We start from the raw sequence: 25,317 nt of genomic DNA, 5'->3' as shown, positions 1-25,317 counted from the left end.
TCCTCGGCTCGACTGTGCATCCCACGACGATTCTCGGCGGATTTCGTCGTCAGATTCACAGTGTTCGCCTGTGGATAACTAGGCATGGCTGCCGTCATTGTGTCAGGCAGCGTCCGCAGCATTCTGCCCATGACCGAGCTGATGACTCAATTGCGCTGGCCGTTCATCGGTGCCGAGGCGCTCGCGGGCCGCGCGATTCCAGAGCGTGCGCTGCGCAGGCAATATCAACCGCTCTATCCCGGCGTGTATCTCCCACACGACGTCGAACCCACGGCGCGCGTCCGTGCGGAAGCGGCATGGTTGTGGTCGAAACGACGCGGGGTGGTTGCAGGTCTGTCGGCCGCATCGATGCTCGGCACCAAGTGGATCAGCGGGAGGCTGCCCGCCGAGCTGATCCACGACAATCGCAGACCCCCGCGGTTGCTTACCGTTCGTGCCGACGTTCTCGCCGCCGGTGAGGTCGCCCGCGTCAGGGGTATCGCGGTCACCACGGCGGCTCGCACCGCCTTCGACATCGGCCGTCACACCGTCAACGAGACAGTGGCGGTCATGCGTGTCGACGCGTTGATGAACCGGACGTCGCTCGACGTCGAGGCCATCCGCGCCGTCGCTGAGGAACATCACCGTGTGCGGGGCCTGCCGCGACTACGGGCGGTGCTGTCGTTGGTCGACGGCGGTGCCGAGTCGCCGCAGGAAACGGTCGCCCGGCTGGCGCTGATCCGCGCCAATCTCCCGCGGCCGACGACTCAAGTCGAGATTTTCGACGAGTTCGGGCAGTTCATTGCCCGCGTCGATATGGCCTACGAGGAGGTCAAGGTCGCCATCGAGTACGACGGCGAACAGCACTGGGCCGATCCTGCGGTTAGGCAGGCCGACATCGACAAGATGTACGAGCTCAACCGGTTGGGGTGGATCGTCATCCGGGTGAGCAGCGATCAGCTCCGGTACCGGCGGACCACGTACACGATGCGCGTGGAGAAGGCCCTGCTGGAGCGGGGGTTGCGATGGTGACGGCCTCGACTGTGAATCTCACGACGATCAAGCGCGAAATCTGTCGCTGGATGCACAGTCGCCGCGCAAAGTGCTCCGTCGCCAGGACTCGAACCTGAACTATCTGAACCAAAATCAGAGGTGCTGCCGATTACACCACGACGGATCGATCAACCCGTGATGTTAGTCGAAGGGCATACCCTGAAAGCCGTGGCAGTGCCCGCTAAGCCCGACGGCCCCGATAGCAACATGCGCACGCCCCGCGCCAGGATGACCGGTGCGGAGCGGCGGCATCAGCTCATCGACATCGCGAGATCGTTGTTCGCCGAGCGCGGGTATGAGGGGACCTCGATCGAAGAGATCGCGCAGCGCGCCAACGTCTCCAAACCGGTCGTCTACGAGCACTTCGGCGGCAAGGAGGGGCTGTACGCGGTGGTGGTCGACCGCGAGATGTCCGCGCTGCTGGACCGCATCACGTCGTCCCTCACGAAGATGACCAACAACCGGTCCCGGCTGCGCATCGAGCGGGTGGCGCTGGCCCTGCTGACCTATGTGGACGAGCGCACCGACGGATTCCGCATCCTCATTCGCGACTCCCCGGCGTCGATCACGTCGGGCAGCACCTACTCGACGCTGCTCAACGAGGCCGTCAACCAGGTGTCCTCGATTTTGGCGGGTGACTTCTCCCGCCGCGGCCTGGACGCCGAGATGGCGCCGCTGTACGCGCAGGCCCTGGTCGGCTCCGTTTCGATGACGGCGCAATGGTGGCTGGATGTGCGAGAGCCCAAGAAAGAGGTCGTGGCCGCGCATCTGGTCAACCTCTGCTGGAACGGGTTGATGCATCTCGAGAAGGACCCGCCCCTGCTCGACGAGTAGCGGATTCGGCGCGCGCCTCCGCCGACCTACGATGGAGGCATCATGACCGCATCGGGGATCAACCATGTCCAGACCCCGATCGCCGGAGTTGTCGACCTGGCGCTACGGGATCCTTCGCTTCAGAAGGTCGCCGACCGCGCCGCCGACAAACCCGCCGATCTCACCATGGTCGGACCCGCCAGCGCGCGGGTGTATGTGGCGAGCGCACTTGCCTCTTCGAGCCCGCTGCTCGTCGTCACCGCGACCGGGCGCGAGGCCGACGACCTGACCGCCGAACTGCACGGCGTATTCGGCGACGCCGTCGCACTGTTCCCATCCTGGGAAACGCTGCCGCACGAGCGGCTGTCCCCGGGCGTCGACACCGTCGGTGCACGGCTGATGCTGCTGCGCCGATTGGCACACCCGGACGACGAACGCCTCGGCCCGCCGCTGCGCGTGATCGTCACGACCACCCGGTCGCTGTTGCAGCCGATGGCCCCCGACCTGGCCGAGATCGAGCCGGTGACCCTGACCGTCGGCGAGGACGCGACATTCGACAAAGTGATCGCCCGGCTGGTCGACCTGGCCTACACCCGCGTTGACATGGTCGGCAAGCGCGGTGAGTTCGCGGTGCGTGGCGGCATCCTCGACGTGTTCCCGCCGACCGCTGAGCACCCCGTGCGCATCGAGTTCTGGGGTGACGAGGTGTCGGAGATGCGGATGTTCTCCGTCGCCGATCAGCGCTCCATCCCCGAGATCGACGTCGACGTGCTCATCGCCGTGCCATGCCGCGAGGTGCTGTTGACCGACGACGTCCGCGCCCGCGCCTCCGACCTGGCTGCCGAGCACCCGGTGATCGACAACACCGTGACCGGCAGCGTGCCCGACATGCTCGCCAAGCTGTCCGAGGGCATCCCCGTCGACGGAATGGAGGCGCTGCTGCCGCTGCTGCGTCCCACCGACCTGGCGACGCTGACCGCGCATCTGCCGTCGGGCACGCCGGTGCTGATCTGCGACCCGGAGAAGGTCCGCACCCGCGCGGCCGACCTGATCAAGACGGGCCGTGAGTTCCTGGAGGCTTCCTGGTCGACGGCGGCGGTCGGCGGTGATGCACCGATCGACCTCGAGGCGATGGGCGCGTCGGGCTTCATCGATTTGGATGACGCGCGCTCCGCGGCCCGCGACGGCGGCCACCCGTGGTGGACGCTGAGCCAGCTGTCCGACGAGTCCGCACTCGAGATCGACATCCGCCCGGCGCCGTCGGCGCGGGGTCAGCAGAGCAATGTCATAGAGATTTTCGCGATGCTGCGCGCCCACGTCCTCACCGGCGGGCATGCCGCCGTCGTCGCGCCCGGCACCGGCACCGCGCACCGAATAGTCGAACAGTTGCGCGAATCCGACACTGCGGCAGTCTGTTTGGAGCCGGGCGAGGATCTGAAGGACGGAATCGTCAACGTGCTCAAGGGGCCGTTGCACGACGGTGTCGTGATCCCGGGCGCCAATCTGGTGGTGATCACCGAGACCGATCTGACGGGCAACCGGATCGCCGCCACCGAGGGCAAGCGGTTGGCTGCCAAGCGGCGCAACGTCGTCGATCCGCTGGCGTTGACCGCGGGCGATCTGGTGGTGCACGACCAGCACGGCATCGGCCGGTTCGTCGAGATGACCGAGCGGGTGGTCGGCGGCGCCCGACGCGAGTACCTGGTGCTCGAGTACGCGTCAGCGAAAAGGGGCGGTGGTTCGGACCGGCTGTACGTGCCGATGGACTCGCTGGATCAGCTGTCGCGCTACGTGGGCGGTGAATCACCGACGCTGAGCAAGCTCGGCGGCAGCGACTGGACGAACACCAAGACGAAGGCCCGCCGGGCGGTCCGCGAGATCGCGGCCGAGCTGGTCTCGCTGTACGCCAGGCGGCAGGCTTCGCCCGGACACGCCTTCGGGCCCGATACCCCGTGGCAGGCCGAGATGGAGGACGCGTTCGGGTTCACCGAGACCGTCGACCAGCTCACGGCCATCACCGAGGTCAAGGGCGATATGGAGAAGCCCGTCCCGATGGACCGCGTGATCTGTGGCGACGTTGGCTACGGCAAGACCGAGATCGCGGTGCGGGCGGCGTTCAAGGCAGTCCAGGACGGCAAGCAGGTCGCGGTGCTGGTGCCGACGACGCTGCTCGCCGACCAACATCTGCAGACGTTCACCCAGCGCATGGCCGGCTTTCCCGTCACGGTGAAGGGTCTGTCCCGGTTCACCCACCCCGCCGAGTCCCGCGCGGTACTCGAAGGCATGAAGGACGGCTCGGTCGACATCGTGATCGGCACCCACCGGCTGTTACAGACCGGTGTCATGTGGAAGGACCTGGGCCTGGTCGTCGTCGACGAAGAACAGCGGTTCGGTGTCGAGCACAAGGAACACATCAAGTCGATGCGCACCCACGTCGACGTGCTGACCATGAGCGCCACCCCGATTCCGCGCACGCTGGAGATGAGCCTGGCCGGCATCAGGGAGATGTCGACGATCCTCACCCCGCCCGAGGAGCGCTATCCGGTGCTGACGTACGTCGGCCCGCAGGACGACAAGCAGGTCGCCGCGGCGCTGCGCCGCGAGATGCTGCGCGACGGGCAGGCTTTCTACATCCACAACCGGGTGCGCTCGATCGACCAGGCCGCGGCGAAGGTGCGCGCGCTGGTCCCCGAGGCCCGCGTCGCCGTCGCGCACGGCCAAATGCCCGAGGAGCAGCTGGAGAGGACCGTCGAGGGCTTCTGGAACCGCGAGTTCGACATCCTCGTGTGCACCACGATCGTCGAGACCGGCCTGGACATCTCCAACGCCAACACACTGATCGTCGAGCGGGCCGACACATTCGGCCTGTCGCAACTGCATCAGCTGCGAGGACGGGTGGGCCGCAGCCGCGAACGCGGTTACGCGTATTTCCTCTATCCGCCGGAGGTTCCGCTCACCGAGACCGCGTACGACCGGCTGGCCACGATCGCGCAGAACAACGAACTCGGCGCCGGAATGGCGGTGGCGCTGAAGGACCTCGAAATCCGCGGCGCCGGAAACGTTCTCGGTGCTGAGCAGTCCGGTCACGTCGCCGGCGTCGGTTTCGACCTGTACGTGCGGCTGGTCGGTGAGGCCGTCGAGGCCTATCGCGCCGCAGCGGACGGGAAAACGGTTCTGGCGCCTGAAGAACCGAAGGATGTGCGCATCGATCTGCCGGTCGACGCGCATCTGCCGCCGGACTACATCGGCAGCGACCGATTGCGGTTGGAGGCCTACCGCAGGCTGGCGGCGGCGGCCGACGATGCCGCGGTCGCCGCGGTGATAGACGAGCTCGTCGACCGGTACGGCCCGCTGCCCGAACCCGCGCGTCGGTTGGTCGCGGTGGCGCGGCTGCGATTGCTCTGTAAGCACTATGGCGTGACAGAGATGAGCACGGTGTCGGAAGCCACGCTGAAGCTGTCGCCGTTGCAGTTGGTGGATTCGCAGCAGCTGCGGCTCAAGCGGCTCTACCCGAGTGCGGCGTACCGCGCGACGACGTCGACGGTGCAGGTACCCATACCCCGTGCGGGTGATGGTGTCGCCGCACCGCGGATCCGCGACCTCGAACTGGTACAGATGGTCGCCGACCTGCTCCTGGCCTTGGACGGAAAGCCGCAGGGGAGCGTCGACATGATTTCTGGCTTCGTTTCGACGGTCTAAACCCCTGGTCGCCGCGGCGTTTCGTTGCTGCACAGCGGCTTTGGATCGGCAGGCACTGTTAACGCACGGCGGCGCCGATCCGACACACAAGTCGGGGGGTCAAGGTGTTGCATTGTCGTCTATACCGAGGGCGGCGAGATCGCTAGACAGAGGCGGTCGCGCAATTTCCTAAACCGATACATCACGCGATCACCACCGAGCTGGTTGGTGGGGTCGTGTGATCGCAAGGCGAAGGAGTCGACATGAACTTCAAGAAGATGACAATAACCACCACGATGACCGGTGCACTCGGACTCGGCGCGCTCGGCCTTGGCGCAGGGCTCGCGCAGGCTGTGCCGCAGCCGCCGATTCCCGTCCCGGGTATTCCGCACGTTCCCGATGTGAACGTGCCTGCGGTCAACGTTCCTGATGTGAATGTGCCTGCGGTCAACGTTCCTGATGTGAATGTGCCGGCGGTCAACGTTCCCGATGTGAACGTGCCCGCGGTCAACGTTCCCGATGTGAACGTGCCCGCGGTCAACGTTCCCGATGTGAACGTGCCGAGTGTGCAGTTCCCCGAGGTGGACAACTACTTCCGGCTGCCGGTCGGACACATCCCGCCCGGGCAACTGAAGAATGCGGCGTTCATCAACGGCGTGCCGAACCCGTTCTTCAACATCCCGCCCGGCCAGCTGAAGAAGCTGCCGACGGTGAACGGGATCGTCAACCCGTTCTTCGATGAGGCGCCGGGCCACTGGGTGATCCCGGCCTGATCCAGACGAAGTTCTGCGTCGCTCGACGTGACACGATGGCCGCTCCGCCTCCGGGCGGGGCGGCCATCCCCGCATCAGAACCGCAGAGTGCAGCGCTGCCGGTTCTCACCAGGCGGGTCGGGTCTGGCAATGTTGGTATAACCGAGATCAGCGGTCTCACAGAACGCGTGAGGGGGTCGAGCCGATGACCGTCGTATTGGTCGATCCGCGCCGCCCCTCATTGGTGCCGGTCGAGGCGATCGATTTGCTTGCCGGAGACGTCCAGTACACCGAGGAGATGCCGGTTCGGGTGCCGTGGTCGCTGCCCGCGGCCAGGCCCGCGTACGGCGGCGAGGATGCGCCGGTGCTGCTGTCGTCAGACCCCGACCACCCCGCGGTCAAGGCGCGACTGGCGGCCGGTGACCGACTCATCGAGGCGCCCGGCGCCTCGGCTGGTGAGCGGTTGGTGGACGCCGTGGCCATGATGGACAAGCTGCGCACGTCGGGCCCCTGGGAATCGCAGCAGACCCACGATTCGCTGCGCCGGTACCTACTGGAGGAGACCTACGAGGTCTTCGACGCGGTGCGCAGCGGCAACGCCGAAGAGTTGCGCGACGAACTCGGAGATGTGTTGCTGCAGGTGCTTTTTCACGCCCGCATTGCCGAGGACGCACCTGAGCGCCCGTTCTCGATCGACGACGTGGCGGACTCGCTGATCCGAAAGCTCGTCAATCGCGTGCCTGCGGTGCTCGCCGGTGAGGAGATCTCGCTGGAGGATCAGCTCGCGCAGTGGGAAGAGCGCAAAGCCCTGGAGCGGTCGAAAAAGGGCGTTCGCTCCGCGATGGACGACGTGCCGACCGGGCAACCCGCACTGGCCTTGGCGCAGAAGGTGCTCGAGCGGGCGACCGCGGCCGGTGTGCCCGCCGACCTGATTCCGAAATCCATGACATCGGTCAGCGTGGCCCCACACGTCGACACCGAGAGCGCGTTGCGTTCGTCGGTGCTGGAGTTCATGGACACGGTCCGCACGACCGAACTCGCGGTCGCCGCCGACCGGCGCGGGGCCGACGTGCCCGAAGAACTCGACGTCGCGTCGCTCGGCGACGTCACCGAGCAGGAGTGGCGAGCACACTGGCGCGCCGCAGACCCTGAGCCTGAACCGGCCGAAGAGCCCGTGCCGGCGCTCGCCGGCGTCTCGGACGACGACGCCGGTGGCGAGAATGACGGTGAACTGCAAGATCAAGTGATGATCCCGCTGGACCGGGATTCGGCGTAAGGGGCGTCGGCCGCGCCTTCCCACCATGCCCTGAGCGCGTGGGACGATGGCATGACCGAGGTTGGTTTGAGGGAGTTTGGTGTCGCGCGTGCGTTGGCTGCGAGCGGTCGCGGTATTGGGAGCGACAGCGCTGATCATGGCTTCGAGCTGTTCATGGCAGGTGGGCACCCCGATTCCGGAGGGGGTGCCACCGCCGGCAGGCGACGCTGTGCCCAAAATCGACACCCACGCCGACGGGCGTCCCGCCGATCAGCTGCGCCAATGGGCGGCCGAGCGTGCCCCTGCGCTGGGGATGCCCATTGCGGCGCTGGAGGCCTACGCCTATGCGGCCAGGGTCGCCGAGGTGGAGAACCCCGACTGCCACCTGGAGTGGACGACGCTGGCAGGTATCGGGGAGGTGGAAAGCCACCACGGCACGTTCCGCGGCGCGACGATCGCCGAGAACGGTGACGTCACCCCGCCGATCCGTGGTGTCCGCCTGGACGGCACCAACGGCAACCTCGAGATCTTCGACAGCGAGGGCGTCAGCCACGACGAGCAACAGGACGCGGAGTCCGTCCACGCGCGCGCGATGGGCCCGATGCAGTTCATTCCCGACACCTGGAAGCTCTACGGCGTCGACGCCAACAACGACGGGGTCATCAGCCCGGACAACTTCGACGACGCCGCGCTGTCGGCGGCCGGTTACCTGTGCTGGCGGGGCAAGGACCTGGCCACACCCCGGGGCTGGATGGATGCCCTGCGGGCCTACAACCATTCCGACCAGTACGCGCGCACCGTGCGCGACTGGGCGACGGCCTACGCCAACGGACACCCCCTCTAAACACGCCGGTTCTCGGCGCAACCTCTAGGCTCATCCACGTCAGGAACCCATTCTCAAGACCACGGAGGCGCAAGTGCCCATCATCGAGCAGGTCGGAGCCCGCGAGATCCTCGACTCCCGCGGCAACCCGACGGTCGAGGTCGAGGTGGCCCTGCTGGACGGGACCTTCGCGAGGGCGGCGGTGCCGTCGGGTGCCTCCACCGGTGAACACGAGGCAGTCGAGCTGCGCGACGGTGGCTCCCGCTACGGCGGCAAGGGCGTCGAAAAGGCCGTCGAGGCGGTGCTGGACGAGATCGCTCCCGCCGTCATCGGGCTCAGCGCCGACGATCAGCGGCTCGTCGACCAGGCCCTGCTGGATCTGGATGGCACCCCCGACAAGTCCCGCCTCGGCGCCAACGCGATCCTCGGCGTGTCGCTGGCCGTGTCGAAGGCCGCGGCGGACAGTGCCGCTCTACCCCTTTTTCGGTACCTGGGCGGCCCGAACGCCCACATCCTGCCGGTGCCGATGATGAACATTCTCAACGGCGGCGCGCATGCCGATACCGGCGTCGACGTCCAGGAGTTCATGGTGGCCCCGATCGGCGCCGCCAGCTTCAAGGAAGCGCTGCGGTGGGGCACCGAGGTGTACCACTCGCTGAAGTCGGTGCTCAAGAAGCAGGGTCTGTCCACCGGCCTCGGCGACGAGGGCGGGTTCGCTCCGGACGTCGCGGGGACCAAGGCCGCGCTGGACCTGATCTTGACGGCCATCGAGGGCGCGGGCTATAAGGCCGGATCCGACGTGGCGCTGGCGCTCGACGTCGCCGCAACCGAATTCTTCACCGAGGGAACGGGTTACAAGTTCGAGAAAGAAACCCGGACCGACATGCAGATGATCGAGTTCTATGCCGGGCTGCTCGATTCGTATCCGCTGGTGTCGATCGAGGACCCGCTGTCGGAGGACGACTGGGACGGCTGGGTGGCGCTGACCGCCGCGATCGGTGACCGCATCCAGCTCGTCGGCGACGATCTGTTCGTCACCAACCCCGAGCGGCTGGAGGACGGCATCGAACGGGGTGCGGCCAACGCACTTCTGGTGAAGGTCAACCAGATCGGCACGCTCACCGAGACGCTGGATGCCGTCGCGCTCGCACACAACAGTGGCTACCGCACGATGATGAGTCACCGCAGCGGCGAAACCGAGGACACCACGATCGCCGACCTCGCGGTCGCGGTGGGCAGTGGTCAGATCAAGACCGGCGCCCCGGCGCGCAGCGAGCGCGTCGCCAAGTACAACCAGCTGCTGCGCATCGAGGAGACCCTGGGCGACGCCGCCCGATATGCGGGCGATCTGGCGTTCCCTCGCTATTCGGTGGAGACCAAATAGCCCGTGCCAGAAGCGAAGCGGCCCGACCCCAAGCGGCGATCCCCGACTTCTCGACCTGGGAAGTCGGGTAAGTCCGAGGCATCGCGGGGCCGTCCGCGGAGCACGTCGCCCGTACGTCGCGAGCAGCGAATCACCGAGCCGCGGCCGGTGCCGGAGGCGCAAGCCGCCGAACCGAAGGACGCCGCCGACTCGATCCGTAAATCCATCGTGGTGGCCGCGGAGCAGCAGTCCGAGCAACGGTTCGGGTCCGCGGCGCGGCGTGCGGCCATCCTAGCGGCGGTGATCTGCGTGCTGACGCTGACCATCGCGGGGCCGGTACGCACCTATTTCGGGCAGCGCACCGAGATGAAACAACTGAAAGCGACCGAGGAACAACTTCGCGCACAGATCGCCGACCTGGAACAGCAGAAGGTCAAGCTGGCCGACCCGGTGTTCGTCGCCGCGCAGGCGCGTGAACGCCTCGGATTCGTGATGCCCGGCGAGATTCCGTACCAGGTGCAGCTTCCGCCAGGCAGTGCGGTGCCGACGATGCCCGGCGTGGAACCGGCCACCGTCAACCCCGACCAGCCCTGGTACACCGCGCTGTGGAGCACCATCGCCGAGAAACCCTACGGTGTCGCGCCGGCACCGACGCCCGGGCCTCCTGCGCCCGCACCCCCGAACAATGCGCCCCCTTCCGGTGGTTGACCCGGCGGATCTGGAGGCGGTCGCGGCGCAGCTGGGTCGGGAACCCCGCGGTGTCCTCGAGATCGTCTACCGGTGCCCCAATGGCGAGCCCGGCGTCGTCAAGACGGCGCCGAAGCTGCCCGACGGCACACCCTTTCCGACGCTCTACTATCTGACCCACCCGGCGCTGACCGCCGCGGCCAGCCGGCTCGAATCCTCGGGTCTGATGCGCGAGATGACCGAGCGTCTGCAGGAGGACCCGGAACTCGCCGCCGCCTATCGCAAGGCGCACGAGTCGTACCTTGCCGAGCGCGATGCGATAGAACCCTTGGGCACAACGTTTTCCGGCGGCGGCATGCCTGATCGGGTGAAGTGCCTACACGTGGTGATCGCCCACTCGCTGGCCAAGGGGCCGGGGGTCAACCCGTTCGGCGACGAGGCGTTGGCGGTGCTGGCCGGCGAACCGGCGATGGCGGGAATTCTGGAACGGGAGACGTGGAGCGTATGACTAGGGTCGGCGCCATTGACTGCGGCACGAATTCGATTCGGCTGCTGATCGCCGACACCGACGACGGCAAGCTGGTGGATGTGCATCGAGAGATGCGGATCGTCAGGTTGGGCCAAGGGGTCGACGCCACAGGGCAATTCGCTGCTGAGGCACTGGACCGCACCAGGGCAGCGCTCACGGACTACGCCGAGCTGCTGCGTACGCATGACGTGACGACGGTGCGGATGGTCGCCACCTCCGCGACTCGCGATGCGTCGAACCGCGACGTGTTCTTCGCGATGACCGCGGAGGTTCTCGGCGCTGTGGCGCCGGGTGCTGTCGCCGAGGTGATCACCGGGACCGAGGAGGCCGAGCTGTCGTTCCGCGGTGCGGTCAACGAATTGGACACGGCCGACGGACCTTTCGTCGTCGTCGACCTCGGCGGCGGATCCACCGAAGTGGTGCTCGGAGTGCGCGATGTGGAGGCAGGCTTCTCCGCCGACATCGGCTGTGTGCGGCTCACCGAGCGGTGCCTGCATTCCGACCCGCCGACCCCTCCGGAGGTCGCCGCGGCACGGGAGGTCGTCCGCGACGGCTTGGGGCAGGCGTTCGGCGTGGTGCCCGTCGAACGCGCGCGCACATGGGTCGGGGTGGCCGGCACCATGACGACCGTGTCGGCGCTGGCGCACAAGCTGGCGACCTACGATTCCGAGGCGATTCACTTGTCCCGCGTCGGTTTCAACGACTTGATGCCCGTGTGCGACGAGTTGATCACGATGACACGGGCGCAACGCGCCGCGTTGGGTCCGATGCACGAGGGCAGGGTGGACGTCATCGGCGGTGGCGCGATCATCGTCGAGGAGCTCGCGTATGCACTGGGTCAGCGGTCCGGCATCGACGAGCTGGTGGTCAGCGAGCACGACATTCTCGATGGCATCGCGCTGTCGATCGCCTAGCCCTCAAGACCCAAGCGGCTGAAGCTCTTTGAGGACGGTTGCTACGCTCAGGAATGCGAAGACATTGGGGTGCCTGGCCTAATTGAGTGCGGTGCAGGCGTTTTCGCAGATGCGGTTACGGCACCAGCTGCGGGTGCCAGGAATGCAGCTGTCGCAGCAACGCGTTCTTCTTGTAGTGGTGCTCGGCCATCCTGCCGAGGATGTCGTCGAGCACAACAACGGCGTCGTCGATGTGTGTGCCCTTGTTGAGCATGACGCATTCGGCGCGTTCACCCATCGCGGCATCGCTGATTTCGGCGCGGGAGGGCAGTCCGCTCTTCGCGAGTTGTTCGAGCACCTGCGTTGCCCAGATCACCGGCAGGTGCGCGGCTTCACACAGCCACAGGTTTTCCTCCTGCAATTCGGCCAGCCGTTCGTAGCCCACCTCGACCGCGAGGTCGCCGCGCGCGATCATCACCCCGACGCGCGGCCGGCGCATCGCAGTCAGCAGCAATTGCGGCAGGCGCTCGAACGCTTGCCGTGTCTCGATTTTGAGCACGATACCGAGGTGGTCGCCGCCGAACCGGCGCAGCGCGTCGTGCAGCTGGACAACGTCGGATACATCCTGCACGAACGACAGGTCGACGACATCGGCGATATCCACCACCGTGGCCAGGTCGGCGATGTCCTTGTCGGTCAAAGCCGAGATCGGCAGCCGGGTGTCCGGCACATTGATGCCCTTGGCCGCGCGTAACCGGGAACCTTCGGGCGCGGCGTGATCGATGCGTACCCCCAGCACGTCGCGGTCGACGGACACGATCTCGCCGCCGATGCGGCCGTCGTCGAAATGGATCTTCTCGCCGACCTGAGCGTTGTCGAAAACCTCGGGAAGCGTGCAGCCGATTCTCGGTACGCCCCCGGTGTCGACGGGCGCCGGCGAGCAGTCGCGGGTCAAGTGCAGAGTGTCGCCCTGGCGCAACTGCAGGTATTGCTCCCGGGCGGGTAAGAGCGCCAGCTCGACCGGGTCGTCAGCGTGCTGGACGTGCAGGAGGGTGTGGGAGGTCAGGTACGTGGTTTTGGAGGTCGTGGCAACGAGTCCCGCGGCATTGTCATCGGATCTCGAGAGCACCAGGTGCCGTTTCGCGCCGCGGGTGTCGTAGAGGGCGAGGACGTCACCGTCGCCTCTGCGGCCCAGCCACGGTGCGGGTACAGGCAGAATGTGCATGCCGGGTTCGGGTGGGGTGGTCGGGTTGTCGGCGGCGGTCAGCCAGGCGCGCGCCGGTGCGATGACGTGGCCGAGGACGTCGCGGTGGGGCCGGAGCTTCACGACACCAGGCCCGGGCTGGATCGGTCCGGTGCGCAGTTTCGGGCCGGCGAGGTCCATGGCGACCAGGCAGCATCGGCCGGTCACCGTGCTGGCGTGTCGCACATTGCGGGCCATGGCCCGCCAGGCATCGGCATCCTCGTGGGCGCAGTTGATGCGGGCGACGTTCATGCCGCACTCGACCAGCCTGCGCACGAGGTCGGGGTCCGTCGCTGCCTCCGACGGCAGTGTGACCATGATGCGGGCCTCACGACCGGCTGGGGCCGGCCCGAGCAGCTCGACCGCGCGTCGCCGCAACAGCTCGCGACCGTGTTCTGCGCTGACCGCGGCTGGTTCGGGGGGACGCCAGGTGTCTTCTAGTATCGCGACGACCGCAGATCGGACAAGCCGCAGCGTGGCCTCGACGTGTGGCTCGCTGCGGCCCAACGTGGACAAGCCGAAAGAGCCAAGCCGGGCCTGCAAGTCGCGCAGGTCGTGTTGCCGAATCGCCCAGTAGTGCAGAATGTTTCGCGCACTGACGCGAAACTCTGGTGCCACAGTGGGCAGCCACTCCGACCACTCCTGTTCGGCCGCCTCAAGGCTTTCGAGCAGGTCGTCGAGCTGCGCAAGCAGACGGACCAGTTCGCGGTCGGTCGGGTCGTTACGGGCCCAGAGACCGGTCTCATGTAACGACATGAACGCACGCTATCGGCCGCGGGTTACTGGCCGATGAACACCGACGCTGACCTTAGGCACTCGTCAATCGGATCGGCGCTAACGGTCAGCCCAGATCGCGGCGAAGCGGTGGTCGAGGGCGGCGATCATGCGGTCCAGATCGCGGACTTCGGTTTCGTTGGCGCGGATGTCTCGACGCAGCCGGCTGATGGCCAACGCATCCGACCGGGTGGACATGCCATTCAGTTTCCGGGTCTGTCGCACGAGTTCAGCGGCGATCAGCGCCCGCTGATCGACCAGCGCGCCGCGGAAGTACCTCGCCTGTAGCGAATCGGACGCCTGCTTCTCGGCGTAGTCGAAAGGCACAGTCGGAGTAGCCACGTCAAAACCGTAACCGAGGTTAGGTCCGCTGGCCGACTTCCCGGGCAAATAAGTGACCGAAGTCGCGGCGGTCAGCTGGCTCGTTCTTATCGGGACGGCGCGAGGTCGGGATGGTCGCGCTCGTTGAACCGTCGCAACCCTTCGAGGGTTTCGGCGGCGTAGATGGACCGGCCGAAGCATTCCGCTTCGATGCGCAAACCGTCGTCCAACGGTCGGCCCTGTCCGGTGCGGGCGGCCTCGAGGTCGGTACGCAGCGCGGGTTGGGGGAGCGCCGCGATCGTGTCGGCGAGTTCGAGGGCGTGCTGCACGCAGGTGCCGCTCGGCACGACCCGGTTGACGAGGCCGATGCGTTCGGCCTCGATCGCGTCGACGACGCGGCCGGTGATGATGAGGTCGATCGCGCGTCGGTAGCCCAGGATGCGGGTGAGGCGCTGGGTGCCGCCGTCGGCCAGCCCGATGTTCCAGCGGCGGCAAGTGACTCCGAAGGTGGCGTGCTCGTCAGCGATCGCGAGGTCCGTCCTTCTGTCGCTCATTTGAACTGTTGCATTCTTCGCGCCACGGTCGCCCATTTTTCCAGGTTGGTGGCGGCAATTTGTTCGCAGTTGGTAACAACAGTGCATCGACACGTTCGAAATCGCGATCTGGTTCGGCAACTGCGACGTTCCGCTGGACCTACAGTTTCGCAGTGGACGGACAGGGTGTTGACGTCGGATTCGACGCTGCGATTCCGCGAGCGGGAAGAAGTCGAGCCGGGACTGGTCGTGCATGGACACGAGACCAGCATCGTCGCTGTCTTGAGGGTCCAGCTGGCTGCTAGCGACAACGAATTCAAGATTCTCAGAAGCACGGTCGCACAACAGGATCGACAATCGTCCTCCTCAACTGACAACTCGTCGACGGTTCCTGACGTTGCCCCGCTTTGCAGCTACCGCAAAGCTGACCCACCGGGTAGACGGGGGTGCGTTCATGCCTGTAGCCGTTCCCATGCGTGTCTGAGTTGATCGCAACGAAGGGAACTGACATAGGATCACCGTCGATGAAGCGCGACCCGCACCGTCGTGGTACCCCACGTCATCAGCTCGAACGTCGCTCCACCACATCTCCGGGGTTCTGACCCCGCGGGCGCGGCGCGTCGGCCGAAGCGGCCGCGGAAAGATGCCGGACCGGTGTTGACCGTCGTCGGGGTGTCAGCGTTTTTCTGCGATGAGCAGTGAGTAGCCGAGGAGGCCGTCGGTGACGGCGCTGCGGGCTAGGTCGATGTAGCGGAACACGGCGTCGGCGTCGACACCGGCGGCTTCCAGAACCGGCGCGTGCGTCATTCGCGCGAGGTGTACCCGGGCCTCGATCTGGTCGATCATCCGCAGTAGCGCGTCATCGTGCGTTTGACTGTGGCGGGTCCGCAAGCCAGCGCGAGCCAGGATGTCGCTGTATTCGTCGAGCGGGCGGGCATCGGCGATACACGCCACCCACGCTGCCAAGGTGGTGAGTTCGCCCGGCAGACCGTCCCGGGCGACAGTCACGTCGGTCATTCCGAGGCGTCCGCCGGGGCGCAGGACCCGGGCGAATTCGGCGGCGGCGACATCCTTGCTTGGGAAGGTACAGAACGAGCACTCGGTCACCACCGCGTCAAATGCCTTGTCGCGGAACGGAAGTTGCTCAGCATCACCGGTCTGGAATTGGATGGCGTTGCCGAGCCCGGCGGAATCCGCCGCGCGCTGCGCGTTCGAGACGACTGGGGCCGCGAGGTCGACACCGTCGACGGTCACGCCGAACTCGGTGGCCAGCAGTCGCGCTGTGGCGCCGCGGCCGGCCGCAACGTCAAGCACCCGTTGGCCGACCCGCAGGCCCAACAGGTTGGCCAGCCTGCGGGTCAACGCCGCGCCGCCCGGGTGATAGGACTCGCCGAGCACCAACGCCACGACGTCGGAGGAGTACATCGCCGCACAGCACGACTTGACGTTCTCGGGTGTGCTCATCGACGAACCGCCTTGGTGCCGACATTCGTGGTATCCGCACCCATCGCCGTGGTCGGCGCGACCCCGTCCCCGGCGATTTTCGATCCGTGTGGGGAGTTCGTCAGAATCGGGTGCAGCGGTGTGGCGTTGGGCACGACGTCGGCCACCGGCATGCCGGTCATTTGGGCGCGCACCTGCTCGCGGTAGCCAACGGAGTTATACGCGCAGAACGGGATCAGCCGGCCATCGGGGGTGATCTCTTCCACGCAGCACTTCATCAGCTGCTTGACGTTGAGGGTGTAGGGATCCTGGAAGTCTTGAATGACGATCGCGAACGCGGTATCGGTGAGTCGGGCCAGCGCCTCGGGTAGGTTGATGCCGCGCACGTTGGCGCAGTCGAGCGCGTTGGCCACCTGGGCCAACCGTTCGACGGTAGTTTCGGTGCCCATGAAAGCCGATGCGCTCCAGAGCTTTTCGAGCGCTTCGCGGATCGCGATATCGGGGATCACGCGGTTGGTGACGTAATCCAGGTAGTCCTCGACGGCGAGCAGCCGCGGGATCGGCAGCACACTGTCCCCGTCGGTAAGCAGATAGGTGACCGACCGACAGGTCGGAAAGCAACACGGCACCGGAAAGAAGTCATCTGCGCGGAACCACTCGGGAAGCTGGGCGGCGATGGCATGCACGATGTCGGAATTGGTCAGCCGGGTCAGCGGGTCGAACTGCACGTGCCGCCCCGCATGGGTGACGGGTTGAAACGCCACGGACCGCACCGCCGGATGCGCGATTCCGTGCCGGATGATCGCACCGAGCTCGTGGTCATTGAGTCCGCGCTCGACCGCGGCCACCAGCGTTACCGTCAATCCGGCCTCCGCGCAGTTGTCCAGCGCGCGGCGCTTGATCTCGCGCAGGTCCTTGCCGCGGATTTCGCGGTGGGTGCGTTCGTCGAACCCGTCGAACTGCAGATAGATGCCGATGTGGTGGCCGGGTCGGATGCGGGCGGCCAGGTCGGCGACGAACTGCCGGTCGCTGGCCAGCCGGATTCCGTTGGTGTTGAGGATGACCGCCTTGATCGGACGCGCCTGCGCGGCGTCGACGAAGTCCGTGATCTGCTTGTGGATGGTGGGTTCGCCGCCGGAGAACATCAGTACTTCGGGCTCGCCCTCGGCGGCGACAAACGCATCCAGCATCCGCTCGCACTGCTCCAACGTGATGGAGTAGCCGTCGCGGTGATGCCCGGAATCGGCGAAGCAGATCGGGCAGTCCAGGTTGCAATGGGTATTGACCTCGATCATGCCCAGGCACGCGTGCTGCTTGTGTTGCGGGCACAGCCCGCAGTCGGACGGGCAGCCGTCAACGACGTCGGTCTGAAACTGCAGCGGCAGCAACCCGGGCTTGTTGAATCGCGTGCTGTCCATATACATCTGTGCATCGCCGTAGACCAGCGCCTCGAACTGGCCGTGTGTGCGGCAGACCTTGCGCAGATACACCTTGTCGTCGCGGATGTTGACCTCGGCGTCGACGACGACCTTGCAGACCGGGCAGATCGACTTGGTGTACTCGACGAACACTTCATCCAAGCCCTGAGGTGCATCGACCATCGTCTTGACGACCCCTTCCTTCTCGCGACCCAGACCGCATACCTTGGTGGCCGACACACCGCAGCACGGCGAGTTTGTCAGCACGCTGACAGGACTGGGCCGGCCACGCCGTCTATTGGGCTGACTCTGTCGCCACCCGAGACTGTCAGCTGGCCGACTAACGGCGGCGACTTGTCCTCCATCGGGCCGTATCGTGCGGGCGATGGCCACTCAGTTGAAAGGAATCATGCTGACACGCAGCCTGTTCGCCACGCTTGCCGCGACGACCATCCTGGTCTCCGCATGTGGTTCGGATACCGGATCCGAAGCATCGCCCGCCCCGCCAACCACCTCGGTCGCCGCGGGCGACCACACCCAAACCAGCACCGACGTGCCGGCCCAGCTCCAGTTCACCGCCACCACGCTGGAGGGCCAGGAGTTCAAGGGCGAAAGCGTGCTGGGCAAGCCCGCGGTGTTCTGGTTCTGGGCACCGTGGTGCCCGACGTGTCAGCGGGAGGCGCCGATGGTGGGCAAGCTCGCCGATACGCACCCCGACGTAACGTTCGTCGGCGTGGCCGCGTTGGACCAACTGCCAGCGATGCAGCAGTTCGTCGACCAGTACCCGGTGAAGGGGTTCAGTCACTTGGCCGACACGGACGGGGCGGTGTGGGCCAAGTTCGGCATCACACAGCAGCCGGCGCTTGCGTTCGTCCGCGCCGACGGCAACATCGACGTCGTCAGGGGAACGCTTCCAGAACCCGAGCTGACCGAGCGGATTACGGCGCTCACCAACCAGTGATGGACACCGCGGCACTCGGTTTCGCGCTCGGTGCCGGGGTGGTGGCCGCGCTCAATCCGTGTGGGTTCGCCTTCCTGCCAGGCTATCTCGGTCTGGTGATCGCCGGGAGCAGCCAGGCCCCGTCTCGGCCAGCAGCACTAGCCCGCGCCGGTGCCGCGACCATCGCCATGTCCGCCGGATTCGTCACGGTGTTCGGCCTTTTCGGTCTGGTGGCCTCGCCGTTGATCGCATCGGTGCAGAAGTATCTGCCGTTCGCCACCGTGGTCATCGGTGTCCTACTCGTCGCGCTGGCGGTCTGGCTGTTGGCGGGCAAGGAGCTCGCCGTCATGGTGCCGAAGCTGTCCGGCTCGGCGCCGACAGCTCGATTGCGCTCCATGTATGGCTATGGCGTGGGCTATGCGGTGGCATCGCTATCGTGTACGGTCGCACCGTTTCTCGCGGTCATCAGCACGACATTCAAGCAGGGATCCATTCTCACCGGCGTCCTGGCCTTCATCGCCTACGCCGCCGGGATGGCGATCACGGTCGGAGTGGCCGCGCTGGCGGTGGCGCTGGCCGGTTCTTCTGCCGCGGGCGCCATCCGTCGGATCCTGCCGCACGTCGGCCGCATCGCGGGTGTCATCGTGCTGTTGACCGGGCTGTACGTGACGTACTACGGCTACTACGAGATCCGGTTGTTCTTTACCGACGCCGGACCCGACGATCCGATCATCGAAGCGGCCGCCTCGGTGCAGGGTTGGCTGGCCCGCCAAGTCGACACGCTGGGGGTGTGGCCGCTTCTCGCCGCGCTCGCGGTGCTGGCCGTGGCGGCGGTGGGATGGCGCCGCTTCACCCGCCGCAATCGGACTCGTCGCGACGCCGACGATTCGACAATGACTCGTTGACGGCGAGGGTGTCACGCGCACGGGAACAATTGCGCGGCGGTCGCGGCGCGGGCCCACTGCTCGGCGAAGGCCCGTGAGATCTCGTCGAGAGCGGGAGTGAGCGGTTCAACCTGGTGGGTGACCAACGCCTGCTCATCGGTGGCGGCCACCGGATGCCAGTAGACGCCGTCTGCGGTGACGGTGATTTCGGGTACCAGCGATGCGCGGGTGATCACCACGCCTTCGGTTGCCAGACCCTCGTGGGCGATTGGCCGCACAATTTGATCGTCGGGCGCGATCCCGAGATCATCGAGGAATCGGTGGAAGGACCCCAGTTCGCCGGGCCCTGGTGCAGCGACGGTGGCGGCTACCCGCACGCGAAAACCCCTATCGAGAGCCAGTCGTATTCCGTTGACAGCTTTGGCCCAGCTGCCCTGGCCGCGGTGCGCATCGTGCAGTTGTGGCGTGGCCGAGTCGAGGCTGATCTGCAGCGCGACGTTGTCGCGTGGGATCGACTCGAGCTCCTGTAAACCCCTGCCCCGGAATACCATTGCGTTCGTGAGCACCGTTGTCCGCAGCAGTGCGGCGCAGCCGCGCACGATGGTTCCGATGTCGGGCAGCAGGAACGGCTCGCCGCCGGTGAGATAGATTTCGCGAACCCCCCAGTCCGCCGCCTCCCGAGCCAGTCGAGCGATCCGGTCGGCGCCGAGCTCCCGGCGCGGCGCCTGTGGCGACGACGCGACGCAGCAGTAGTCGCAGGCAAGGTTGCAGTGGAAGTTGGTGTACATCCACAGCCGCGCGCCGGGCATCCGGTCTGGACCGAGAACCGCCGCGGGGTCGGGTGGACGGCCTCGTCGCACCGTCAGCGTGCCGGCCCCCGAAGCGTCGGTGTCGGCGTCGAGCACCGTGTTTCCGCTTCGCGCGCACCACTTTTCGGCGAGTTCCCTCTCCGCGGCTGATCGCACGCTGACCTCACCGGTCGCGCCGTCGGCCAACGTGCCCATCAACCTCATCAGGTCGAGGATCACCACCGAGGGTCGACCCCCTGCTCTTCCACGGCGGCGAACAGCGGCTTGTAGCCGTCCAGGTGCGGGCCGACCCAGTGGCGCAATCCTTCGAGTTCGAGAATTTTGCGGTGCTCGGGATCGTCCCAGTCCATCGCCAGCAGTTTGTCCACCCACGGCGTATACCGTTCGGCCGGCAGGGTGTCGAGCGCGGTGAACATGCAGTGGCAATATCCCTCGGTGCGCCATACCTCCTCGAGGGTGTTTGGCATCAGCTCGTCGCGTCCCATCGCCTCCCAGGTGCTGCTGCCGATCGCGGCTACGTCGGCTTCACCGGCCAACACCGCTTCGACCGCGTCGAGCTCACTGCGGCCGGTGTCGCCGTGTTTGCCGATGTCGGTGTCGAACCGGATGACGTGCATGTCCGTCTCGGGCACACCCGCGCGCGCGAGGTAATACAGGGGCAGGATCGCCGCATGCGCGGAGTCAGCCGAACCGAGCGCAAGCCGCTTGCCGGCGATTGCCACCGGGCCGGTCAGGCCGCTGCCTGATCGGGCGATGAACACCGTCGTGAACCCGACATCGGTGTCGCGCTGGGCCAACGCGGTGCAGTGGCCGTTGGTCTGCATCACCGTCCGCACGTAGGCCAGGTTGGTGTTCCAGGCAATGTCGATGTGCCCGGCTATCAGTGAGGTGACGAGTCGCCCGTAGTTGGAGTACAGAACGAAATCCATGGCTGCGGCGGACTCGCCGGAATCGTTGAAATACTCGCGGATGCCCTCCCAGATCGGCACCACGTTCGGTGTGTAGGCCACGGCGCCGACGATCAGTGGTTCGGTCATCAGTTCAGTCCCCCCGCGTTAGAAGAGTGGTATACCGGTGACGGCTTTGCCGTAGAAGTCGTAGAGCACGTCGGCGGTCGGCGCCATGACCGCGCCCGCGCGCGTGTCGCGGAATGCTCGTTCGATGGGTAGGTGCTTGGAGAACGCCGCGCCGCCACAGACCCGCATCGCTGACTCGGTGATGGCCAGTGCGGCGTCGTTGGCCGCCGCCTTCACACCGAGAACGTGGATGAGTGTGTCGTCGTCGGGCGCGCTGACGCTGTCGGCGGCGAGTTTCAAATACGCCCGCTGGGCCGTGAGAGTCGTTCCCATTCTTGCGATCTGCGCGCGAATGGTCGGAAGGCCCGACAACGACTCGCCGAGATGTTCCAGTCGCGCACTGCCAGCGTGCGCGATCGTCGCGGCATAGGCCGCGCCGGCAAGTCCGAGTGAGACGGCGGCGTTGCCGAGGTTGAACCACGGCAGCACTGTCTGCATCATCAAGGCGAACCCGGCGGCTTGTTCACCCAGGCGTGATGTGACGGGGATCGTGGTGTCGAGTGTCATCGGCGATGATGCGTTGCCGCGCAGGCCCATTCCCGCGAACGGTGCGACGACTGAAAGGCCAGAATCCGAACTTGGCACCGCGAAGAGGTCGACTTCACCGGCGATGCCCGAGGCGCTCCCGGCGGAAACGACATAGACGTCGGCGTGGCCTGCGGAGGTGACCCAGCTCTTGTCGGCCCGCAGCTTCACCGATTCCCCATTATCGGACAACGCGGCCGTCGACACCGGCGCCCAAAAGTGCGAACGTGATCCTCTCTCGCTGAACGCCAGTGTCCCCAACGCCTTTCCAGAGGCCATGGCAGACAGCAATTCCGGCATACCGGCCGGCGGCGCGGCGGCGACGGTGACCGCGGCGGCAGCGTGCATCAGATAAACCATCGCGGTGGACCCGCACGCGGTGGCCAATTCGCGGACCACCTCGATAAACTCCAGCGGACCCGCCCCGAGACCACCGACTGCCTCGGGAAGGATCAGTCCTAGCAACCCGCTACCGCGCAGCGCGTCGATCGCTGCTGCGGGGAAGGCGCCGTCGGCGTCGACCTGTTCGGCGTTCCCGGCGGCTACGTCAACGACCTGCTTCACCGCGTCCGTCGTAAGCATGTTTCACGACGATACGCGCAGCGGGCGCGCACCGAGGGCGATTACCGTTGCGCAGATGAAAACGGCTGCGGTGCTGGGGTTTCCGCCCAGCCAGACCTCCGTGCGACCGAGCTGCAAGTAGATCGACAGCGCGGCCGCCGCAGCGATGGTGGCCGCGATCATGGCCAATGGCCGGGCCCGCACGACCGCCGCCGCGAGCATGAGAACCGCGACGGCAAGCAGCAGCACGGCGGCGAGCATGTTGTAGTCGCCGAGAAACAGCTGAAGGGGTGGATAGCCGACGCCCCGGCCGCGAGGCGCAACAAAGTTGTCGCCGAGCGATTTGACCGCGGCGACGATCCCGATGAGTGCGAGCACTACACCCCATCCGGCGAGCAGGCGCCTGGCGATCGGTGCGGCGTCGCCGCCGGCCCGGGCCGCCCGGACCGCGTCGACCGCGGCGTACTGCGCGCTTGGTGCGAGCAGCAGCACGAGATGAATGCCGATCATCATCGCGTACGCCCACGGCCACTCGTTGGGCGCCTGCGCCACTGACAGCCCGATCGCCACCGACTGACCGATGCCAATCAGCGCGGCCAGCCGGACGGCGGTTCCCGTCAACAGCAGCACCGGTAGCAGCGTTTCCAGCACCAGCACCAGCCACCCGAACGGTGTGAAGTTCGGCAGCACAAGATGTTCGACCAGCCAGCTATACGGCGGAAACACCGGATGATCGACGGCCAGATGCGTCCAGAACCACAACCCGGTGCGGCGGTGTTCGCCGAAGTCCGGTGGCACCTTCCACCACACGTGCGCCAACCACAACAGGCCAGCCACGATCCGCAGTACTGCAAGGGAGACGCCCCCCGCCCTTGCCGATGGTGGGGTCGGCGAGAATATGAGGTCGAGCGCCCGAGCAGGGCTCGCCGTAGTCATGCCTCCAGTCTCACCTTCCCTCGCGACTCCCATGAGGCGTTCGGCGGTTCCGCGCCTGGCTCCACCGAATCGGGTCACCGGCATTGCATGCCTGATGAATGTCAGCGTGATGACATTGTCGGCGGGTGTCTATTTCGCGAGGCCGGCGTTAATGTCGGCGGTCCGCGCGCCCAGGGCGTCCACCGAGACGCCGCGCGCCTCGACACCTTTGAGCCACCACAGCGCCCCGGCGGCCGCGCCGATCAACCAGAACAGCCCGAGCACGACGAACACAGTGGTCAGGTTGAAAAACTCCGCGACCTCGGCCAGCAGGATCTGCCCGACGACGGCGCCCATCCGCCCGACGCCGACGGATGCGCCGATACCGGTGGCCCGCAGGTCGGTGGGAAAGATCTCGGAAAAGGTGGGGTATGCGGATACCCACGCGCAGGTGGCGAAGAACGCCGCGACGGTGAAGGCCACCAGCACAAGGGTTTTGGAGCCGGTTGCTGCGGCGGCCGCGCATCCCAACATGCTGGCGGCGGCCGCACTGTAGGAAATCGTCACCGTGGGTCGCCGTCCGGCGGCGTCCAGCGCCCACGAAACCAGCAGGCCGCCGAAGAAGGCGCCGATATTGGCAGTCAGGAAGTAATACGGCAGCGCGCTGTCGCTGATCGGCACCGCGCCGGTAGCCGAGGAGAACACATAGATGCTCATCGCGGTGAACAGGCCGTAGTAGCCCGCCGCCTCGGAGAAGTCCAGGGCCATCCCGAAGAACAGCTTGGGTCGGTGGTTGGCCCACAACTCGCCCAGTGCCGAGCGGGTCCCGCGCGGCGGCCCGGCCAGGATATAACCGTCGGCGCTCTTGATGCCGGTGATCGCGGTGACCACCCGGTCGGCCTCGTCCAACCGCCCTTGGGCGGCCAGCCACCGCGGGGACTCGGGAATCAACCGACGGGCGATGACCCCATAACCCGCGCTGATCACCCCGAAGAGCATGGTGTAGCGCCAGCTCAAGCCGAAGGTGGAGATGACAAGGATGGACACCAGGCTCGCGAGGATCCCGCCGACTGCCCAGAAGCTCATCACGACCCCGTTGCTGCGGCCGCGGGTGCGCGCTGGGGTGAACTCGGCGATCGCGGAGGTGACCGCCGAGTATTCGCCGCCCACCCCGAGCGCGGTGATGAAGCGGAACAGCACGAAGATCTCGTAAGAGGGGGCCGTCGCGGTCGCGATCGCGGCAAGCGAATACAGGATCAGGGTGGCCACGAACAGCCTGCGCCGCCCCACCCGATCGGCGAGATAACCGAATCCCAGTGCACCAAAGGCGATCCCCACAAACCAGACGATGTTGATCAGTACCGCCTGCCATCCGTCCAGGTTGAACTCGGCCTGAATTCCCGGGATGACCGAGCCGATGATCTGCACCTCGAACGCGTCGAGCATCCAGCCGATGCCCAGGGCGGCCGCGATGCGCGTGTGCATTGGCCGCCAATTGGATTCGTCGAGCCGTCGTGCCATCGAATCCTCCCCATGCGCCCGTGGTCAGCGACGCTTGAGCACCTTATGCGCGGGCGGCGGCGTGGTCGCCGCTGTAGTCAGCGTGCTGACAGTCTGGGGGACGTCACTTGGGTGCAACGTGGTGACGGGCGCGGTTAGCGCCTCCACTGGGACCACCATCGAGTGGGCTCCGGCTCGCCCCGCGCCGCCGCAAGCACCTGCCGCAGGGTCGGATTGACAATGGCGTGGTCCCCGATGAAAACCGTTGGAACGGTCTCGTTTCCGTTGGCGACCGAGCGTACGCGCGCGGAGGCCACTGGATCTTCCCAAATGTTGATCTCGCGCAACCGCAGACCGCTGCGTCGCAAGGGGCGCAGCAGCATGCGGCAGTATGGACAGCCGGGCCGCCAGTACACCTCGACGATCGGGTCCGCGGCGTGCGACTCGGTCATTGCATCTCCTCAAGCTGCGAATACACACGTGCAACGTATCCGACTACGAGATCTCCAATCTTGCCTGCTTGCAACAAGTTTTGTCAGGTAGCTGACCA

The 25,317-nt window shown here is 66.4% G+C and carries 23 protein-coding genes and 1 tRNA gene; 12 read left to right on the top strand and 12 right to left on the bottom strand.

Annotation, left to right across the window (positions count from 1 at the left end; all coding sequences use genetic code 11):
- Positions 1–141 precede the first annotated feature (141 nt).
- Complete coding sequence (locus G6N36_RS15435) at positions 142–1,011, top strand: DUF559 domain-containing protein (protein ID WP_163690709.1); 870 nt, start codon at positions 142–144, stop codon at positions 1,009–1,011.
- A gap of 73 nt (positions 1,012–1,084) precedes the next feature.
- On the opposite strand, the gene G6N36_RS15430 is transcribed toward G6N36_RS15435, so the two are convergent.
- Positions 1,085–1,156: transfer RNA gene (locus tag G6N36_RS15430), tRNA-Gln, on the bottom strand.
- Positions 1,157–1,260: 104 nt separating this feature from the next.
- Here G6N36_RS15430 and G6N36_RS15425 point away from each other — a divergent pair.
- The 9 genes from G6N36_RS15425 (at position 1,261) to G6N36_RS15385 (ending at position 11,846) form a co-directional block, all read left to right on the top strand.
- Positions 1,261–1,866, top strand: a complete 606-nt coding sequence (locus tag G6N36_RS15425; protein WP_083126663.1) for a TetR/AcrR family transcriptional regulator — start codon at positions 1,261–1,263, stop codon at positions 1,864–1,866.
- Positions 1,867–1,908: 42 nt separating this feature from the next.
- Positions 1,909–5,544, top strand: coding sequence for a transcription-repair coupling factor (gene mfd / locus G6N36_RS15420; RefSeq protein ID WP_163687246.1), 3,636 nt, complete (start codon positions 1,909–1,911; stop codon positions 5,542–5,544).
- A 242-nt stretch (positions 5,545–5,786) separates the two neighbouring features.
- Positions 5,787–6,296, top strand: a complete 510-nt coding sequence (locus G6N36_RS15415; RefSeq protein WP_163687245.1) for a hypothetical protein — start codon at positions 5,787–5,789, stop codon at positions 6,294–6,296.
- 184 nt (positions 6,297–6,480) lie between these two features.
- Positions 6,481–7,551 (top strand): nucleoside triphosphate pyrophosphohydrolase, encoded by a 1,071-nt coding sequence (locus tag G6N36_RS15410; RefSeq protein ID WP_163687243.1) that lies wholly within the window; start codon positions 6,481–6,483, stop codon positions 7,549–7,551.
- Positions 7,552–7,630: 79 nt separating this feature from the next.
- Positions 7,631–8,374 carry a lytic transglycosylase domain-containing protein gene (locus G6N36_RS15405; protein WP_163687241.1) on the top strand — a complete coding sequence of 248 codons (744 nt, stop codon included), beginning with the start codon at positions 7,631–7,633 and terminating at the stop codon, positions 8,372–8,374.
- Between the two features lie 73 nt (positions 8,375–8,447).
- Positions 8,448–9,737: a phosphopyruvate hydratase gene (eno, locus tag G6N36_RS15400; RefSeq protein ID WP_163687239.1), complete on the top strand. Its 1,290-nt coding sequence runs from the start codon at positions 8,448–8,450 to the stop codon at positions 9,735–9,737.
- Between the two features lie 3 nt (positions 9,738–9,740).
- Positions 9,741–10,424: an FtsB family cell division protein gene (locus tag G6N36_RS15395; RefSeq protein ID WP_163687237.1), complete on the top strand. Its 684-nt coding sequence runs from the start codon at positions 9,741–9,743 to the stop codon at positions 10,422–10,424.
- Positions 10,417–10,911 (top strand): DUF501 domain-containing protein, encoded by a 495-nt coding sequence (locus G6N36_RS15390; protein WP_163687236.1) that lies wholly within the window; start codon positions 10,417–10,419, stop codon positions 10,909–10,911. The genes G6N36_RS15395 and G6N36_RS15390 overlap by 8 nt, the downstream gene beginning before the upstream one ends.
- A complete protein-coding gene (locus G6N36_RS15385) occupies positions 10,908–11,846 on the top strand; it encodes a Ppx/GppA phosphatase family protein (protein ID WP_163687235.1) in 939 nt (312 codons plus the stop codon). Before G6N36_RS15390 ends, G6N36_RS15385 begins: the two co-directional genes overlap by 4 nt.
- 115 nt (positions 11,847–11,961) lie before the next feature.
- Here G6N36_RS15385 and G6N36_RS15380 read toward each other — a convergent pair whose 3' ends face one another.
- The 5 genes from G6N36_RS15380 to G6N36_RS29825 all read right to left on the bottom strand — a co-directional run bounded on the left by G6N36_RS15380 (position 11,962) and on the right by G6N36_RS29825 (position 17,797).
- Entirely contained in the window at positions 11,962–13,824 is a 1,863-nt protein-coding gene (locus tag G6N36_RS15380) for a pyruvate kinase (RefSeq protein ID WP_163687234.1), read from the bottom strand.
- 78 nt (positions 13,825–13,902) lie between these two features.
- Positions 13,903–14,184 carry a hypothetical protein gene (locus tag G6N36_RS15375; RefSeq protein ID WP_163687233.1) on the bottom strand — a complete coding sequence of 94 codons (282 nt, stop codon included), beginning with the start codon at positions 14,182–14,184 and terminating at the stop codon, positions 13,903–13,905.
- Between the two features lie 86 nt (positions 14,185–14,270).
- The gene (locus G6N36_RS15370; RefSeq protein WP_276067816.1) at positions 14,271–14,717 is read right to left on the bottom strand and encodes an enoyl-CoA hydratase-related protein; all 447 of its coding nucleotides are present in this window, start codon (positions 14,715–14,717) and stop codon (positions 14,271–14,273) included.
- Positions 14,718–15,371: 654 nt separating this feature from the next.
- Complete coding sequence (locus G6N36_RS29830; protein ID WP_163687232.1) at positions 15,372–16,160, bottom strand: class I SAM-dependent methyltransferase; 789 nt, start codon at positions 16,158–16,160, stop codon at positions 15,372–15,374.
- The gene (locus G6N36_RS29825) at positions 16,157–17,797 is read right to left on the bottom strand and encodes a radical SAM protein (protein WP_235690070.1); all 1,641 of its coding nucleotides are present in this window, start codon (positions 17,795–17,797) and stop codon (positions 16,157–16,159) included. The genes G6N36_RS29830 and G6N36_RS29825 overlap by 4 nt, the downstream gene beginning before the upstream one ends.
- A gap of 145 nt (positions 17,798–17,942) precedes the next feature.
- On the opposite strand from G6N36_RS29825, the gene G6N36_RS15350 reads away from it, so the two are divergent.
- Both G6N36_RS15350 and G6N36_RS15345 read left to right on the top strand, forming a co-directional pair.
- The gene (locus tag G6N36_RS15350) at positions 17,943–18,518 is read left to right on the top strand and encodes a protein disulfide oxidoreductase (protein WP_372512337.1); all 576 of its coding nucleotides are present in this window, start codon (positions 17,943–17,945) and stop codon (positions 18,516–18,518) included.
- Positions 18,515–19,402 carry a cytochrome c biogenesis CcdA family protein gene (locus tag G6N36_RS15345; protein WP_163687231.1) on the top strand — a complete coding sequence of 296 codons (888 nt, stop codon included), beginning with the start codon at positions 18,515–18,517 and terminating at the stop codon, positions 19,400–19,402. Before G6N36_RS15350 ends, G6N36_RS15345 begins: the two co-directional genes overlap by 4 nt.
- Positions 19,403–19,413: 11 nt before the next feature.
- On the opposite strand, the gene G6N36_RS15340 is transcribed toward G6N36_RS15345, so the two are convergent.
- From G6N36_RS15340 to G6N36_RS15315, 6 genes are all read right to left on the bottom strand, one after another.
- Positions 19,414–20,412, bottom strand: coding sequence for an Rv1681 family radical SAM protein (locus G6N36_RS15340; RefSeq protein WP_179964793.1), 999 nt, complete (start codon positions 20,410–20,412; stop codon positions 19,414–19,416).
- Positions 20,406–21,230, bottom strand: coding sequence for an Rv1680 family SBP-like protein (locus tag G6N36_RS15335; RefSeq protein ID WP_163690706.1), 825 nt, complete (start codon positions 21,228–21,230; stop codon positions 20,406–20,408). The genes G6N36_RS15340 and G6N36_RS15335 overlap by 7 nt, the downstream gene beginning before the upstream one ends.
- Before the next feature lie 15 nt (positions 21,231–21,245).
- The gene (gene fadE16, locus G6N36_RS15330) at positions 21,246–22,373 is read right to left on the bottom strand and encodes an Rv1679 family acyl-CoA dehydrogenase (RefSeq protein ID WP_163687229.1); all 1,128 of its coding nucleotides are present in this window, start codon (positions 22,371–22,373) and stop codon (positions 21,246–21,248) included.
- A gap of 3 nt (positions 22,374–22,376) precedes the next feature.
- Positions 22,377–23,288: an Rv1678 family membrane protein gene (locus G6N36_RS15325; protein ID WP_163687228.1), complete on the bottom strand. Its 912-nt coding sequence runs from the start codon at positions 23,286–23,288 to the stop codon at positions 22,377–22,379.
- Between the two features lie 129 nt (positions 23,289–23,417).
- Positions 23,418–24,788 carry an MFS transporter gene (locus tag G6N36_RS15320; RefSeq protein WP_163687227.1) on the bottom strand — a complete coding sequence of 457 codons (1,371 nt, stop codon included), beginning with the start codon at positions 24,786–24,788 and terminating at the stop codon, positions 23,418–23,420.
- Between the two features lie 134 nt (positions 24,789–24,922).
- Positions 24,923–25,219, bottom strand: coding sequence for a glutaredoxin domain-containing protein (locus tag G6N36_RS15315; RefSeq protein WP_163687226.1), 297 nt, complete (start codon positions 25,217–25,219; stop codon positions 24,923–24,925).
- Positions 25,220–25,317 lie beyond the last annotated feature (98 nt).

The organism is Mycolicibacterium gadium (genome assembly GCF_010728925.1).
GTDB classification, from domain to species: domain Bacteria; phylum Actinomycetota; class Actinomycetes; order Mycobacteriales; family Mycobacteriaceae; genus Mycobacterium; species Mycobacterium gadium.
The sequence above is the reverse complement of the archived record's forward strand: the minus strand, read 5'-3'. Positions and strand labels throughout refer to the sequence as shown.

Excerpts from the sequence above, each read along its gene's own strand:
- G6N36_RS29830 (WP_163687232.1), bottom strand. The coding sequence starts at position 16,160 with ATGAGCACACCCGAGAACGTCAAGTCGTGCTGTGCGGCGATGTACTCC.
- G6N36_RS15370 (WP_276067816.1), bottom strand. The coding sequence starts at position 14,717 with ATGAGCGACAGAAGGACGGACCTCGCGATCGCTGACGAGCACGCCACC.
- G6N36_RS15410 (WP_163687243.1), top strand. The coding sequence starts at position 6,481 with ATGACCGTCGTATTGGTCGATCCGCGCCGCCCCTCATTGGTGCCGGTC.
- mfd (WP_163687246.1), top strand. The coding sequence starts at position 1,909 with ATGACCGCATCGGGGATCAACCATGTCCAGACCCCGATCGCCGGAGTT.
- G6N36_RS15385 (WP_163687235.1), top strand. The coding sequence starts at position 10,908 with ATGACTAGGGTCGGCGCCATTGACTGCGGCACGAATTCGATTCGGCTG.
- G6N36_RS15325 (WP_163687228.1), bottom strand. The coding sequence starts at position 23,288 with ATGACTACGGCGAGCCCTGCTCGGGCGCTCGACCTCATATTCTCGCCG.
- G6N36_RS15415 (WP_163687245.1), top strand. The coding sequence starts at position 5,787 with ATGAACTTCAAGAAGATGACAATAACCACCACGATGACCGGTGCACTC.
- G6N36_RS15380 (WP_163687234.1), bottom strand. The coding sequence starts at position 13,824 with ATGTCGTTACATGAGACCGGTCTCTGGGCCCGTAACGACCCGACCGAC.
- G6N36_RS15315 (WP_163687226.1), bottom strand. The coding sequence starts at position 25,219 with ATGACCGAGTCGCACGCCGCGGACCCGATCGTCGAGGTGTACTGGCGG.
- G6N36_RS15435 (WP_163690709.1), top strand. The coding sequence starts at position 142 with ATGACTCAATTGCGCTGGCCGTTCATCGGTGCCGAGGCGCTCGCGGGC.
- G6N36_RS15425 (WP_083126663.1), top strand. The coding sequence starts at position 1,261 with ATGACCGGTGCGGAGCGGCGGCATCAGCTCATCGACATCGCGAGATCG.
- G6N36_RS15320 (WP_163687227.1), bottom strand. The coding sequence starts at position 24,788 with ATGGCACGACGGCTCGACGAATCCAATTGGCGGCCAATGCACACGCGC.
- fadE16 (WP_163687229.1), bottom strand. The coding sequence starts at position 22,373 with ATGCTTACGACGGACGCGGTGAAGCAGGTCGTTGACGTAGCCGCCGGG.
- G6N36_RS15350 (WP_372512337.1), top strand. The coding sequence starts at position 17,943 with ATGGCCACTCAGTTGAAAGGAATCATGCTGACACGCAGCCTGTTCGCC.